This is a genomic window from Anaerolineae bacterium, assembly GCA_035529315.1.
In the GTDB taxonomy this organism is placed as follows: Bacteria; Desulfobacterota; Desulfobacteria; order Desulfobacterales; family ETH-SRB1; genus Desulfaltia.
On the sequence record DATKWZ010000053.1, the window covers coordinates 46,622 to 61,514 of the forward strand.

The 14,893-nt window shown below is 44.1% G+C and carries 13 protein-coding genes; all 13 read right to left on the minus strand.

Annotation, left to right across the window (positions count from 1 at the left end):
- Positions 1–111: 111 nt before the first annotated feature.
- The 13 genes from VMW78_09990 to VMW78_10050 all read right to left on the minus strand — a co-directional run bounded on the left by VMW78_09990 (position 112) and on the right by VMW78_10050 (position 14,487).
- Entirely contained in the window at positions 112–831 is a 720-nt protein-coding gene (locus tag VMW78_09990; protein ID HUV51332.1) for a hypothetical protein, read from the minus strand.
- 40 nt (positions 832–871) lie between these two features.
- Positions 872–3,499, minus strand: coding sequence for a CHAT domain-containing protein (locus VMW78_09995; protein HUV51333.1), 2,628 nt, complete (start codon positions 3,497–3,499; stop codon positions 872–874).
- Between the two features lie 15 nt (positions 3,500–3,514).
- Positions 3,515–4,051 (minus strand): hypothetical protein, encoded by a 537-nt coding sequence (locus VMW78_10000; protein HUV51334.1) that lies wholly within the window; start codon positions 4,049–4,051, stop codon positions 3,515–3,517.
- Positions 4,052–4,501: 450 nt separating this feature from the next.
- Entirely contained in the window at positions 4,502–5,365 is an 864-nt protein-coding gene (locus VMW78_10005; protein HUV51335.1) for an FAD/NAD(P)-binding protein, read from the minus strand.
- Positions 5,355–6,623 carry a 4Fe-4S dicluster domain-containing protein gene (locus tag VMW78_10010; GenBank protein ID HUV51336.1) on the minus strand — a complete coding sequence of 423 codons (1,269 nt, stop codon included), beginning with the start codon at positions 6,621–6,623 and terminating at the stop codon, positions 5,355–5,357. The genes VMW78_10005 and VMW78_10010 overlap by 11 nt, the downstream gene beginning before the upstream one ends.
- Positions 6,623–8,647: a formate dehydrogenase subunit alpha gene (gene fdhF / locus VMW78_10015; GenBank protein HUV51337.1), complete on the minus strand. Its 2,025-nt coding sequence runs from the start codon at positions 8,645–8,647 to the stop codon at positions 6,623–6,625. Before fdhF ends, VMW78_10010 begins: the two co-directional genes overlap by 1 nt.
- Before the next feature lie 116 nt (positions 8,648–8,763).
- Positions 8,764–9,072: an SHOCT domain-containing protein gene (locus VMW78_10020; GenBank protein ID HUV51338.1), complete on the minus strand. Its 309-nt coding sequence runs from the start codon at positions 9,070–9,072 to the stop codon at positions 8,764–8,766.
- A complete protein-coding gene (locus VMW78_10025; protein ID HUV51339.1) occupies positions 9,069–10,001 on the minus strand; it encodes a substrate-binding domain-containing protein in 933 nt (310 codons plus the stop codon). Before VMW78_10025 ends, VMW78_10020 begins: the two co-directional genes overlap by 4 nt.
- A 258-nt stretch (positions 10,002–10,259) precedes the next feature.
- A complete protein-coding gene (locus VMW78_10030; GenBank protein ID HUV51340.1) occupies positions 10,260–10,871 on the minus strand; it encodes a hypothetical protein in 612 nt (203 codons plus the stop codon).
- 134 nt (positions 10,872–11,005) lie between these two features.
- Positions 11,006–11,647, minus strand: coding sequence for a DUF502 domain-containing protein (locus tag VMW78_10035; protein HUV51341.1), 642 nt, complete (start codon positions 11,645–11,647; stop codon positions 11,006–11,008).
- A gap of 314 nt (positions 11,648–11,961) precedes the next feature.
- Positions 11,962–12,525: a YSC84-related protein gene (locus tag VMW78_10040; protein ID HUV51342.1), complete on the minus strand. Its 564-nt coding sequence runs from the start codon at positions 12,523–12,525 to the stop codon at positions 11,962–11,964.
- Positions 12,526–12,991: 466 nt separating this feature from the next.
- Positions 12,992–13,642: a hypothetical protein gene (locus VMW78_10045; GenBank protein HUV51343.1), complete on the minus strand. Its 651-nt coding sequence runs from the start codon at positions 13,640–13,642 to the stop codon at positions 12,992–12,994.
- Between the two features lie 128 nt (positions 13,643–13,770).
- A complete protein-coding gene (locus VMW78_10050; protein ID HUV51344.1) occupies positions 13,771–14,487 on the minus strand; it encodes a DUF4145 domain-containing protein in 717 nt (238 codons plus the stop codon).
- Positions 14,488–14,893 lie beyond the last annotated feature (406 nt).

Below are 14,893 nucleotides of genomic sequence, written 5' to 3' on the forward strand. Positions count from 1 at the left end.
AATCCACTTGCCTGATTGCATTTTGGCGAAAGGAGTACCAATAGCAGCAAAATGCAGAAGAATTGCTTTTGGGCAACAGCCCGTCAATGGGTGACACCGAGCACCTGCGTTTCATGGGGTAAACAATTTGTCGTCAAGGGAAGCGTCGACTATAAGGTTCCGCAGGAATACAACTTCTTTTTCTCCTTCAGAGAAGAGTTTAACTATCTTGATGGGCAAGCAAAGTTCCGGATGAATCCATAAAAGATAAGTTGTCCTGGTACTTTCTACACGAAGTCGCGGACAGGCGATATTCTCCAGAGTTTCAGGCGGCAGGTGAGTAACGGAACCTTCACGAGCGCTCACCACTATGGACCGGATCAAAGCACCGATGTCGGACTGGTCCACGGTATGGCCTTTTGAATCGGTGATCAGTCGGTTTCCAGGATCGAGGTTGAATTTGAAAAACCATTTTGAAAAGGGACGAAGGGTCACCTTGTTTTTGATGGGATTGAAAATAAGCATTGCCCCTTTATGGGGCTGGATAAAATCCATCCGGATAAATCCCGGTTTTTTGTAAGTGTAAAAAATCTTACTGCGCTCACCTTCCCCTTCCGAATCAAGAAGGGTGGTGTAGTTCGTCAAAGCATTGAATTTGTCAGTCATCTCAGAAAGGAGAGGATCATCTTCTCCCCACACGGGAATGGCAATAGACAAGCATATCCAGACCAGAAGAGCCGTTGAGAGTCGGCGGATCATGCGGCAGCCGTCCCCCTTCTTGCCCCACTTACTTTTCTTGGCATAGATAATCACATAATACACTTTAACAGGATATGAAACGCATATTTGCATGGGCCCCCTTGCCCTTGAATGAATCGGAATCCGGGTATTTTTACTCCCATTCACCAATCAGGATGAAAGGCGCCCAGAAAAATGGATGGGAGGCGCCGGTTTGAATCTTCTTGTCCCGTCCGGCGATCGTGACGCCACGGCTGAGATCAGTGGAGGCCAGGCTTTGGCTTTTCAATTCCTGCTTGGCCAGCCTGAGCGCCTCTTCCTTGGACCTTCCGAGCTTTAGATGCGAGTAAAAACGCTTCATCAGGACGGCCGTGGAATTCGACTCCACGCTCCAGAGACTCACGATGATTGATTTGGCTCCTGCGAGCATGAAGGCGCGGCTTAAACCCACGATTCCCTCTCCGGCGATCTCTTTTCCCAGGGCCGTCTTGCAGGCCGATAGGACAACGGCATCTGCGTTGAGCTTGAGTTCCAGAATCTCGCTCATCTTGAGGAAGCCATCCTCAGGGTTGCGGTTCCCCGGCTGGCTTAAAACCAGCGCCGGTTCCAGGATATAAGGAATGTCGCCGCTCAAAAGACCGTGAGTGGCAAAATGGATAAACCGGTAAATGCCAAGATCGGATTTCAAAAGTTCGCTTTTGGAGGCGTCCATATCGAGCTTGATGTCGCGGTCATTGGTTTGGTACCCGAAGAGCGCGCCGATTTTCAGGACCTCGTCGCGGGTCTCGGGCAGGCGAGGCAAAGAGAAGCCGTTGCGAACCAGAGCGCTACGCAAATTAAAACCGGGCGTCTGATCGGCTGATGCCAGGACGATGTTGTCGGACTTTCTTCGGCTGTAACGCACATCCGAATCCTCATAGACCGGATCGCCGAGTGCAAACAGGGGCCGGGATAATTTTGGATTCTCTTTGAACCGCCGCATGGTCGCCATGATCGAGGCGGAAGGATAATAGCTGATCTTGTATTTTTCTCCCAGGTATTGAATCGCGTTTTTTGTTCTACCAGCCGTTAATGCCTCGAAGGGAAGCATATTCAGAACACCGTCGGGGGTAATGATGACGTTTTTGTCGGGGTCTATCCGGCTGAGAGCTTCTTCCATCAAGAGCCTGCCCAGAGCTTGCCCTTTCTCGGGGTTGTAGGCGTCCAGTCTGTCCGGATTTTCAAGCTCACTCCTGAATTCCCCGACTTTTCGGATAAGTTCCTCCCGATTCACGGCGATTTCGATGACCGACGGTTTCTTGCCCTTTTCGATGATCCAGAGAAAGGTTTTTCTGGGATTGACCTTGTAGGCGAGGAGCACCTCGTTGGCGCGCAGCGGGATATTCCCGGCCATGACCGGCTCTGGATAGCGGATGGAGGCATAATCCGGATACTCTTTCCGTAACTTGGCGATCAACTCATCGAGTTCGCGTTTTGATTTTTTCAGGATCTCTCGCTGTGCTTCCGACTGGCCGCTTCCGGAGGCCTGGATCGAATCAAGGGTGCTGAGCAATCGCCGCTCCTGCTCGGCCAACCCGCGGGGGATCCGGTCGGCGAGAGAAACTGTTCTGGCTTTGTAAAGCAGTTCGAGAAAGGATCGGGCCTTGGTACTTTCTGCGTAGAAGAAGGCCACTTCCACGGGAGAGAGATTTGCTTTGGCAAATCGCGCATCAAGGCGAACTTCATCCGGCGTCCGATCGACTGCCGTGAGCAGAATATCGATGGCATGTTCATAGGCGGCGATTTTATTGGCCAGGAACAAGGATCGGAACTCCGTCGAACTCAGGCTGCCTCTCAAATCCTCAATGAACTTGATGGCGGTGTTGTAGTAGAGCAGCGCCTGGGCATTGCGGCCTTGCTCTTCATTCAAAAGCCCCAGACCATAATTGGCGTACATCTGTTTTTCGGAGTATTGCAGGTCCATGACGGCCAGAAGTCCCAATCCTTCCTTAAAGGACATAGCGGCCTCGCTGTATTTTTTCAAAGACACCTGACAAAAGCCGATGTTGTTGAGGATGTCAACGATATCCGACGTGTTGTAACTTTTCCGGGCAAGATCGAGGGCGTGTCGATAATGGGTGATAGCCTCCCGGTAACGGCCGAGGGCGAAAAGGGTCGTGCCCATGGACGAATAGACCGATTGTTTGAGCTTGTCGTCCTTGTAGCTGTCGATGTTGGAAAGGGTTCCGGTGAAGATTTCCAGCGCCTGGGATAAACGGCCTTGCTGTGCGAGGGTCTCCCCCATGCTGAGCGCAATGAGCGGATGTTCGCCTTTTGTGGACTCACGATTGCCCTGCTGGGCTGCCGCCAGAACCTCTGCGGCCTTATCCGTATCCCCGATTTTCTTGTAGCAATCTGCCAGTCCGACAGTCGTCAGGATAAACCCCTCCTGGTATCGGCTGTTTTTGGCGGCGGCTAACGATTGATTAAAATAGGACAGCGCCTTGTCGTATTCGTTTCGATCAAGATAGGCCTTGCCAATATAGCGGCAAAGATCGGAGGTCTTTTCCCCATTGCCGGCGTAAAACGTCAGAGCTTCGCGCATGGAGAACAGAAACTTATCGAAGGAACCTTCGCGCAAGTAGTCCAGTCCTTCCCGGGTGAGTATTTCTCCCTTGCTCGTGGTGTTGATCAGTAAGATAGGATGGTAGTTGGCAAGACTTTCGGAACGGGTCAAGCCTCGGAGCCCGCAACCGCTGGTGCAGAGGACCATGACAATCAACAGCCATCGCGTCAGCCGCATGGTGTACCTATTGAATTAATAAAACTCATCAAGCTTCCGTGAAAATTCCTTCAGAAGGTTGTCTATGGCCTCGTTCACCGCGTAGCGCGCCATATCATAATTCGTTTCCATTTTGATCTGATTTATCACGTTTCTACTCCCATCCCGCTTGACGCTGAAACCGCGCAGCCGCTGTCCGTCACCGGCGAAGATTTCCGTTTCCAGCTCCACGGCGGCGGTATGAGAACCCAAGCCCGTAAAGGGAGGCGAATACTTGAAGAATTTGAGCCGGGGAACGAAATAAATATCGACATCGTGGATTTCACTTACCTCGTGAGCAACGGCGACGTTTCCGAATTTGCTGGAGACAATCCCGTAGAGGGCTTGGGACAGATTTTTGCCGATCTCTATTTCTCCCTTCACTTTCGCCAGCAGGAAGAGCTGTTTGCCCGTCTCGAAGACATATTTGTAGCTGGTGAACTTGTCGTCGAGAAGGAGCCCCGCTTTCAGGGAACTTCTCTTCGTATTCTCGGTCGAAAATTTTGGCTCAACCGAAATTTTCCGCATGTTCATGGTGCCACCGCATCCGGAAAGGAACAACGCGATGAAGCATAACAGAAGCACAAATTTGTTCATGAAACCCGCGTTTGATTTTTTATACATAATGGCTTCTATTAAGCAAACTGCGCCGGGTTGTCAAACATTATTCAGGAAAGCATTTTTTAAATTCTAACACACTTTAACAGGATATGAAACGCATATTTGCATGAACTCCCTTGCCCCGCCCTATCGACTACCTGGATTTCTCATACGTCCCAACAAGCTCAGCTTTGGCTATGATATGGCCATTCATAGCAGCTTCAACCTGCCTATAAATTATTTTGATCAAAACCATCCTGAAGGAAGGATTGGTAAAGCCTATCGGTAAATCAGTAATTTGAAACAAGAAAAAAGCAAAAGCTAAACAATATTCCCTAATTGACAAACAAGTTTATAAGTTTAATACGTTCTCTATGTGCCCCCTTAAATCAGAAAAGGCAGTTTTTTCATCTCATTATAAGTAAAAACAGGGCCGTCAATACAGGCAAACCTGCTTCCCAGAGTACAGTGACCGCACTTGCCCACCCCGCATTTCATATTTCTTTCAAGCGTGGAGATAATATCTTCTTCACCAAAACCCATCTTGAGCAAGTCAAAAACCACATAAGGAATCATTACCGGAGGACCACAAATTACAGCCTTTGTATTAGCAGGAGATATCTCAATTTTTTCCCATAAATGCGTCACGGGCCCTGTGTTTCCCTTCCACCCGGAATCACCCCTGTCAACGGTAATCAGGACTTCTGCCTCATTTTCTCTGCTCCACTTGTTTAATTCTTCCTTAAAGACAATGTCTTCGGGTGTTCTTGCTCCGTAAAGTATGGTTGCTCCGCCAAAATCAGATTTTTTTGCAAAAACATACTGGATTAAAGACCGCAGCGGCGCAAGCCCAATTCCTCCTCCAATAAATAAAAGATTTTTGCCGTAAAGCTGTTCCAAAGGAAAACCATTCCCGTATGGACCTCGCATACATATCTCATCCCCTTCCTGGAGACTATGTATTTCACCTGTCAAAAGTCCGGCTTTCTTAATGCTCAACTGAATTTCTCCGGCGACTTCAGGAGATGAGCTTATGGAAAAAGGAGCTTCACCGCAATTGAATATAGAGACCAGAACAAACTGACCAGGCCTGAATGTAAATTTATTTTTCAATTCTTCTTCTTTAAAACAAAGTGTAAATGTCTTTATATCGCCGGTCTCTTCCTTTATCTTTTTAATGAAGGCTGTGTGAGGTAGATATATATTGGCCACCATTTTGCGCAATAATACCTGAGCACTATTTTCCATCACCGCCTCCTGTTCCCGCATTCTCCGGAATCTTAAGCTGATATCCCAGAGCGCGTGCAACTCCATCCCTCGTTATCAAGCCTTCCTTTATCAGCTGTGTGCCAAGTGATTCACCGGTGCCGGCCTGCCTTTCAAGGGCATTCTTCAGCTCCTCTCTCTTTAAAAGTCCGGCTTCAACGAGTATCTCCCCCAGTCTTAAAGAGCTCTCTCTCGAACTCTTTTCTCCTTGCTCACAAACCCTTTTTATAAAATTGATCATGTCAACCCGGCCAAAACATATTTCTACGCAGCGTCCGCATCCCACGCAACTTGGCCGGCAGTGTTTCTTACTGTCGTAATAAAGTTTATGATAAAAACGTCTGCGAATCCGGCGTTTCCTCTCATGCCTTGGATTATAACCACCCGCAAGTCTGGTAAATCCGCTAAATGTACATGAATCCTGTATCCTTAATCTTTCACCTTCGGTATCAGAAATCGGTATATCTACAATATTAAAACAATAACATGTGGGGCAAACATACGCGCACCCGCCACAGTTCTGACACCGGTTACCCAGCTCCTCCCAGAGCGTTTCGTCCACCTCATCATTCATAAGGCGGGATACGGCTGTATCCATATCAACAATCTGATGAAATCTGCTTTCCGCCTCAAGAAGCATCTCATACTGATGTTCCATGTCTTTTGTGGTTGCGGGAGAAAAAAAATAGTTCCATTCATCAACAAGCTCCCTGCCCCTGGGACGTCCTATTTCTACAAAAAATCTGTCCCCTAAATCAGTAAGCTGGAGATCATATCCATGTGTCAGAAAAGGGCCGCTTTTTGTGCTTCTGCAGAAGCAGTTACCCATGGGTTCATTGCATCCGATATTGATAAGGACTGCGTTAATCCGTCTGTTCAAATAATAGCGATCTTTAAAGTTTTCCTGGAATATCATATCAAGAAAAAGGATCCCCCAAAGATCGCATGAACGTAAACCAAACAGGATCCTTGGAGTATTGTCCAGTATTTCATCAAATTTATAATGCTTTCCTTTGCGCTGGTATTTAAATATTGTCTCAGAACGAGGAAAAAAGAAATTTTTGGCCGGCATTACAGGCTTAGACTTAAAATCAAAAACAACTTCATCCACAGAAGGGATAACCTCAAGAAGTGTATCTCCGCTTCTGTTTTTAACAGGTGCTATCAGTTCATGCTCTTTAGAAATCTTGCGCAAAAAACTTTTTAGATGTTCTTTACTTAAAATAAACCTGTCTGACATTATTGCACCTTTTCTATTCTAACAGCACAAACCTTAAACTCCGGAATCTTTGCCCTTGGATCCAATGCGGGATTGGTAAGAACATTGGCAGGTGCGTCCTTAAAGTGAAACGGCATAAAAACCGTTTTTTCCGGCACATTATCTGTAATATGTGCTTTTACTTTAACTTCCCCGCGTCTTGAAATCACACGGACAGGCTCCCCCTTCTCCAATCCCAGACATTTGGCATCAGCAAAGTTAATCTCAATAATTGCCTCAGGCTCTTCTCGAAAAAGAGTTGCAATTCTCATACTCATGCTTCCTGTATGCCAGTGCTGGTACATCCTGCCGGTTGTAAGATAAAACGGATATTCGCTGTCAGGCAGTTCCGCTGGAGGCCGGTAATCAACGCATTCAAAATGCCCCTTTCCCCTTGAAAAAGACCCTTTGTGCAGAAAAGGAGTGCCTGGATGCTCCCTGTGCGGACAGGGCCAGAAAAGTCCCCATCCATCCTCGAGCCTGTCAAAAGACACACCTCCGTAAATAGGTGTCAGCATTGCGATCTCCTCCATGATTTCAGCCGGAGATTCATATTCCATAGGATAATTCATTCTGGAGGAAAGCTCTGATATAATCTTCCAGTCCGGCAAGCTGGAACCAACGGGAGGAATTGCCTTGCGAACCCTCTGAATGCGGCGCTCAGTACTGGTAAACGTACCGTCTTTTTCAGCAAATGACGCGGCCGGCAATACTACATCAGCATATTCAGCTGTTTCACTCAAAAATATATCTGAAACCACCAAAAATTCCATACTGCTCAAAACTTTTCTGACTTCGTTAATATCAGGATGGCTCATAGCCGGATTTTCTCCCATGACAAACATGCCATGGATTCTTTTTCCATCAAGCATTTCAATACTGGTCAGCCCCGCTGACTTCGGAAGCTCTGTCTTCCACAACTTTTTAAATTTCTTTCTAATATCTTCGTCAGTAACATCCTGATAGCCCGAAAGAGTTCCAGGCAATGCACCCATATCGCATGCGCCCTGAACATTATTCTGTCCGCGCAAAGGACCTACCCCGGTAAATTCCTGCTCAACATGACCGGTCAGCATGGCAAGGTTGGCTATTGATTCTACATTATCCGTCCCTGATATGTGCTGTGTTATTCCCATTGAATAGATTATCATGGCACGCTTAACGCCGGCATATATACGGGCTGCCCTTCTGATGTCGTCCAGAGAAACACCGCAAACTTTCTCAACAAGCTCAAAATCAAACTTCTCCAGGTCTTTTCTGAACGCATTGAAATTTTCTGTCCGCCTGCTTACAAATGAATCATCATAGAGATTTTCTTCCAGGATAACCTTCATCATACCCTTGAGCCAGATTACATCTGTGCCAAGACGCGGCTGAAGATAAACATGAGCAAATCTGCTTAGTTGAATACGGCGGGGATCTATGACAATAAGTTTTGCGCCTTTTTCAAGGGCGTCAAATATAAAACGCGCTATCTGGGGGTGTTGATCGGTGGTATTTGAACCGGTTACTAAAATTACCTCGGCTGCTGCCAGTTCTGTTATAGAATTTGTCATGGCGCCGGAACCAAAAGCATGGTTTAATCCTATAACACTTGAGGAGTGGCAAAGCCTGGCGCAGTGATCAATATTATTTGTCTTTAACACCGCCCTGGCAAACTTCATGAGTAGATAATTCTCCTCATTTGTGCACTTGGCAGATGAAAGAATGCCCAGACTGTCTGGCCCGTATTTCTCCCTGATCTGAGTAAATCTTTCAGCAATCAGATCAAGAGCCTCACTCCATTCAGCTTTTTCAAGGCGTCCGTTCCTTCTAATCAATGGAAAGCAAAGGCGGTCTTTATGAAGGATAAACTCAAAACTGTTCCAACCTTTTACGCACAGGTTGCCTCGGGAAACAGGATGCTCTCTGCTGGGAATCACCCCGAGTATCTTGCCGTTATCTACTTCAAGATAGAAATTGCATCCGCATGCGCAGAAACAGCAGGTTGTTAAAACCCTGTGCATAAATATGCCTCTTTTTTTTTAATTCAGCCTATCTCGTATTTATTGTTTTTAAATGATTTTTTATCATATTTAAAAGTTGGGTACGCCCCCTATATTCCCTTATAAGTCATCAGGGTCTACCCTTCAAGGTCTTTTTTCATTCTCTCATATTCTTCCTTTGCGATTTCTCCCTTTGCGTAACGCCTCTTCAGAATATCCAGGGAACTTTCATTCTGTGTCGGCGTATGGCCCTTCGTTTTCTGGGCCTGAACAATGAAATAGATCAGCAATCCAATGACGATCAGAAATATAATCCACATAAACATCCCTCCATATCCAAATCCGTAATGCATCATAGGACCTTGTGAGCCATAGTAACCTTCACCAGTGCAGGACACAAGCAAACCGGTTATCATCATAAGAAATAATTCAAGATAATTTTTCATCTTCGGGATCTCCTCATTTTATGGCATTGAAGGCCTTCTTCAATATGTAATAACCCATGATGTGAATAAATTTCACTCACAGGTTTTGACGAGAGAAAAGAAAGAAATTGTGCCCCCCATTTCCCACCATCTTCAATTATTCCAGCATGAGTCGAGCTGATAACGTTTTCCGGAAAAGGCTGAGGATCTTCAGTGGTTCCTCCGAGGGGAATTATTTCAAAAAGGTCTGGGAAAATACGCGTATAACGTAATGCCAGATGATAATAAATAATAGCAACATCAGCACGACCATCCATTATGGCCTGAGGCGCCTCCCTGTGGTGAATACGTTCACCATACTCAACTTTTGTGCCTGAAAGTCCATCTGACAGAAAAGATAAATCAACACCTTCCCGCTCAGCCAGGCCTTTTATGGTATCAACATATCCTTTGTAACTCATGGCTTCGGTTTTTGGATTGGACAGAAAAAGTCTCACATTTGTTCGCGCCAGGTCGGCGATGCCCGAGATATTTTTTGGATTTTCCTTTTTTATCAGTAATACATTCCCCCGATTTTGTATAAACGGCACGTGCTTTTGCATATATCCTTCATTGACCAGATTGTCGAGCACAGAAGGTGGACTGATAAAAACATGGGGTCTGGCTGATAAAATAAGATTGCCTATCTGCAGGCTACCACGCTTCAGTAATTTTAGAACCGGGCCCGGCGGGGTTGTCGCATAAAAAACCTGTTTTACTTTTGGATTGTTTTTATAAAAACACTGCAACGTTTCCATCAGGGCCATATGATGATTTCCGTCAGAAAAAACCACCAGCTTTGCTGTTAATGGATCACCATGGAAATCCAGACACAGGTTTGATCCTGTGTGGCACCATTTTGGTATATCTTCTCTGTCAGGGAATATTGTTTCCTCAGGCCAGACTAACATTACAAAAACTCCTGCTGTTTATATTAGGTTCGTTTTAGTCCCTTATTCTTTGCCGGTTTGTTCGCTTCAGAGATATACATTCCTGCGATCAGCGTTTCCCCCGACAAGATTTTGATAACCAGAGCCCCTTCGTATATCCTCCCTTATTTTTCAATGGCTGTTCCCGTGGGTTTCCTTCCTGACGATATAAACTTATAAACTGGGCTACATCCCCTATATTCCCCTGGTTAGCGTTTCGAATCCCTCTTGAACTAACATTTAGAGCTGTAAAATTTTTTTTTGTATTTTGTTTAGAAGCGAACGTCCAAAAGCAATTTTTATGTTTTGAGCAATGCCGCTATCTAACACAGTAGTTGGAGAAGTTCGTTCCTGATTACAAGGAAATTTGAAAACATCCTCTTGTACCGACAAAACTAAAGGATCAGATTCAACCAATGCTAATGGCCAAAGAATACATACCAAGGGCTTTACGGAATTTATGGGTATTTTCATATCAACTGCTGTTTTGTGCAGAGAGCATAAAACCTTTCTTTCTTTTGTTTTATATCCGAACACACAAAAACCCCTGTTGTTCTTATCAATTGAATATGTGTTTTTACCTTCATCTTCGAAAACGTTGTCAAAATCCTTATCTAATCTTAAAACAGGTGAGTATTGTGAAGCATGAGGGACTACATCTACAATATTAGATAGTTCGGTCTTATTAATTATCACCTCATAGCAACTGCAACAACATTGCGAAATTTTACAATTGTTGGATGCGCAAGAATGCTTAATAGCGGATAACGCTTTTAAATCAACAATAATCCCATCGATAGTCGGAAAAAGCACTTCCTGAGAATTTCCTTGATATTTAATTGTCCTTTCCATAAATCTTAGCGCTCCTTCCAATTGTATTCAGAGGCATCAATCTCGTCAGAATCTTTGTCTAGCCATATACAATAACCGTTCATTATTCTTAAACTTCTATGCCCCCTTGAATCTTGACCAATTAACAACAAGGGTCAAGTAGACTTGACCCCATTCCCTGGAGTGTTTGGTTGGCCGCCTTCTTTATACTTTGCTATCAGTCGGGACGATCCTGCTCCACAACCGATGATTGATCTCATTGTATCCTCCACAGATACGTCTACCGGGTGAACATAATTCCTATGAAGGTGGTAAATATTCCCCGAGGTTGGGTTGGGCGCCGTTGGGACGAAAACGGTATAGCTACCATCAACATGTTCATCGGTGATGAAGGCTGAGACAAGGGTGTCATTCTCGAATATCTGGGCAAGAGCTACCGAAGAAAAGGGAGACTTTTTCTTTCCCAGAAACTGGTATACAGTTTCTTTGATCAACGAGTAACCCGGGAATTTCAGCAGAATCCTCGATTCCAGAAGCGAGTGAAACCATTTGCCAAGCCTTGTCCGCACGGTGACGCCAACAACGAAGCAAGCCATAATCAAAAGGATAATCACCAGAACGTCCACCACGACACCTTGCAGGTGGGACTTAGTCATTAGGAATGTTGTGAGGGGATTTATCACTTTTCGGACCAATCCGAATACCCAATTCAAGATAAACAGGAATATTGCTGATGGCAGAATGACCAAGATGCCACCGACAAGAATGCTCTTGAAAAATTCGCTTGCTCGTTTCATTCTTTAAACTTTCTCCTATATCGTTTGTGAAGGCCAACGCTCAGAATCAGTTGCACAAAAAGCCGACCAAAATAAGGGGTCAAGCCTACGTTTGACCCATGAGCAATCTATTTTCTCTTATTTCAATATTTCTTCTGATTTTTTATCTTTATTCTTAAACTTCTATGCCCCCTTGAATCTTGACTAATTAACAACAAGGGTCAAACGTAGACTTGACCCCATTCCTTTTCACGATTGAATTAACCGGCCGCTATAGCGAGCGAAGCGAGCTATTAGCGGTCTGGTTGAATGACTTGTTATGCTTTAATAATAAGTTAATTTAACGAATCATCCTTCCAGTATTTCGTACCTTTAACCGTTGCCTGAAGAGCTAAACCAGTCTCTGTTAACTGATATATAGTGATATTATCGACAGTAGCCTCACCACCAACAGCCGCTCCTTTGTCACTAGCCTTAGCTGCTGCATCAGCTTGAGCCCCAAAAGCCCAGCCATGCTCTAAAAAACGTTTCATGGTATCAGAGCTATGGAATACGAACACTGCGCGGAAGTCTTTAGCGCCAAGACCTAAACCGATGCCAACCTCACCCATTTTCATAAACGTGTGTTTACCAGTCTTATTGTTTTTGACTACACCATATCCGCCACCGAAACTGGCAAAAATAATATTGATATTAACGTTGCTGAATACAGCATAACCTGGGGCACTGGAAATTTGAGATTTAACGTCTGGCTTTAGTTTATAGAGGTCTGACAGCACTTCATTTTTCATGGCGAGAACTGACTGGCGCTTTTCCGCTGAAGTTTTACCACCAGTAGTAGCACACCCCCCAATGCTTAATGATAGTATTATACAAATTACTGCCGATATTCGATTCATATTTATTCTCCATTTTATATTATTAATTTTTGGTTGCTGTTAAGTAGCATAACAGTGTTAATAAGCGGAAATTTCTTTTCCATGATATCGGACTATATATCTGGAAAAAGTTTCCATATATTCGTATATTAATTTAAATTACAGTAAATATTTCGCTTGGGCTATTTATGGGGCCCTCTTCAGTTTATAAGTTTGGGGGGGGGGACTTCCGGGACGCCCCTAATATTATAACATTCGTTGCTAATATGACAGGAAACTTATAATTTTAGGGGCGTCCCGCAACTCCCCAGGTTTTTTATCAACGTCAGCCATATGTTTTATACCTCCCTTTGGATATATTCATATTCAATCTTTATTGCTAACGTTGAAGCTCACGGGCCGCCGACCGCAGGGAGGGAACAAGGGGAAAGGCGGAGCCGCCCCTTGCGGTCCGGTGCAGCGCCTGGTTACATTTCAATACTTTCGCTCATTGTGTGTCATTTTTTATTTTTTGTTTAACTTTTTTTGCGATTTCAGATTTTGTATTTTGAACGTAATCCCAAAACACACGATGTCTGGGAGAATATAATTTGTACTGGAGAATAATCTCTTCTAAATCAAGGTTGTCAACAGGGTCTATTCTACCTTTTTTCCAAACAGAAAATGAATAGACAATGGCAGCAGATCTCACATCTATTTTTTCATCTATCATCTTTTCAGGGTGAACTGACTTAAAAAAATTCTTATTCTCAATATGATCTAAAAGCCAATAAAACCGATCACTCCAATACTCTTCCGTACCTTCACAAATGGTTTTATAAAGATTCGTTTTTAAGTTAATTTTCAACTCACGGTATCTCTCAATATGTCTTGCTGCAGAAAGCCACCTCTCTCTAAAATTTGTAGGTCTTCCTTCGTCATCATTAGAAGATAATGATTTATAAGCTAATTCGATGAATTGTTTTAAATGTTCAAACAGCTTTTTGTCATCGGAAAATTGTCGATCTTTTCTGTTTTTAAACCAGGTTATACACAAGGTGATCACTGATGTTATCAAGGCAGTAAAGGCAACCCAGTTGTCTTTAAAATAAATCAGTACCTGGATAATTTGTTGCCAATCAGATTGTGGTTCTGCCATAAAAGCTAATCCTTTAACTTGTTTCGCTAAAATATATCCTGCAGTTTATATGTAATTTGACTGAAATGTAACGCCGCTTTTCAGCGGGCGCGGCTTTTTGCGCTCCGCTGCAAAAGCATTGTTCGACGTTAATTATTTGTTTTTCGTCGAGCAATTCGACTTTTGAACTCTTCATAACGCTCAGTAAGATCATATATATATTCAACAATTGCGTACACAAAGGATTGAAGATCACCGGCATCTTCGCGAGATATATCTATTCCATCAGGGTGAGCGGCAATATTTCGGAAAGCTTGGAGCTGTTGACTCCAATCATAAAGCCGTTGATCAATTACATTCCTGTTTTTTAGCTCGTTTATACCTTCACCAAGCATGATCATTTTTTCAGTTTTTTGGGGCTTTAATTCAGATTTTTTTCCTATTTTCGGAAATATGTCCCTATTATCTGCCTGGAGTATATCTCTACAAACTGCTTCAAGAGCCCGCCCGAACATAACACATGCTGCTGTTGGTGCGCCAGATTGAAGGCATAGATCGGCTTCTGCAAGAGAAGCTTTGACAACTTTTGGAATTCTATCACTACTAAAAGTTCTTATTGGTTCAGGGTAAACACGGACAACATCAGACCATTCATCAAATTCTGAATCCCAACCCTCAAAAGAAATTTGATGGGATTTCCCACACAAAAGAGTTTCACACCGAGGGCATTTACCAACATAAACCTTATCCGCAAAGGGTTCATCTGTCCCATGCCACCTTCCGCTTTTTTCTGCCACACCCGACACAATTGCTGCGACTTTTGCCTTGCATCTAGGGCAATCAACAATAAAAGTCTCATCCATCATTTTATTACCTCAGTCGAACGTTGCAAATAACCGGTGCAAATGGAGCGCAGCGAAATTTGCATCCGAGTTAATTTGCCTTGTTATGTGTTTCCGAACACGTTTTTACGATGAAACTCCATGTATTTTAGATGCTCAGGATTCAGGTTAATTTTCATAGTATTTTTTATGCCAAGTTTTTCAGGAGACTCGAGCTCAGGTGAGACAAGGATGGCACCTGTATCCTCAAAGGATATAAGTCCCTGGTCAAACGCACGATCCAGGATATAACTTTGGGGTCACATCTTGATTAACGCACTTATTCTATCATATTCCTTTTTAAAGGTTTTATCGACACGAAGTTTTTCTCTGAAAATAGCAACTCGTCTGCTAACGGATGCGTACGACAGACCGAACAGTCCTGATATCT

Bases quoted from the DNA above. Each gene is read 5' to 3' on its own strand.
- VMW78_10040 (HUV51342.1), bottom strand. From the start codon at position 12,525: ATGAATCGAATATCGGCAGTAATTTGTATAATACTATCATTAAGCATT.
- VMW78_10010 (HUV51336.1), bottom strand. From the start codon at position 6,623: ATGTCAGACAGGTTTATTTTAAGTAAAGAACATCTAAAAAGTTTTTTG.
- VMW78_10025 (HUV51339.1), bottom strand. From the start codon at position 10,001: ATGTTAGTCTGGCCTGAGGAAACAATATTCCCTGACAGAGAAGATATA.
- VMW78_10030 (HUV51340.1), bottom strand. From the start codon at position 10,871: ATGGAAAGGACAATTAAATATCAAGGAAATTCTCAGGAAGTGCTTTTT.
- fdhF (HUV51337.1), bottom strand. From the start codon at position 8,647: ATGCACAGGGTTTTAACAACCTGCTGTTTCTGCGCATGCGGATGCAAT.
- VMW78_09990 (HUV51332.1), bottom strand. From the start codon at position 831: ATGCAAATATGCGTTTCATATCCTGTTAAAGTGTATTATGTGATTATC.
- VMW78_10000 (HUV51334.1), bottom strand. From the start codon at position 4,051: ATGAACATGCGGAAAATTTCGGTTGAGCCAAAATTTTCGACCGAGAAT.
- VMW78_10005 (HUV51335.1), bottom strand. From the start codon at position 5,365: ATGGAAAATAGTGCTCAGGTATTATTGCGCAAAATGGTGGCCAATATA.
- VMW78_10045 (HUV51343.1), bottom strand. From the start codon at position 13,642: ATGGCAGAACCACAATCTGATTGGCAACAAATTATCCAGGTACTGATT.
- VMW78_10035 (HUV51341.1), bottom strand. From the start codon at position 11,647: ATGAAACGAGCAAGCGAATTTTTCAAGAGCATTCTTGTCGGTGGCATC.
- VMW78_09995 (HUV51333.1), bottom strand. From the start codon at position 3,499: ATGCGGCTGACGCGATGGCTGTTGATTGTCATGGTCCTCTGCACCAGC.
- VMW78_10050 (HUV51344.1), bottom strand. From the start codon at position 14,487: ATGATGGATGAGACTTTTATTGTTGATTGCCCTAGATGCAAGGCAAAA.
- VMW78_10020 (HUV51338.1), bottom strand. From the start codon at position 9,072: ATGAAAAATTATCTTGAATTATTTCTTATGATGATAACCGGTTTGCTT.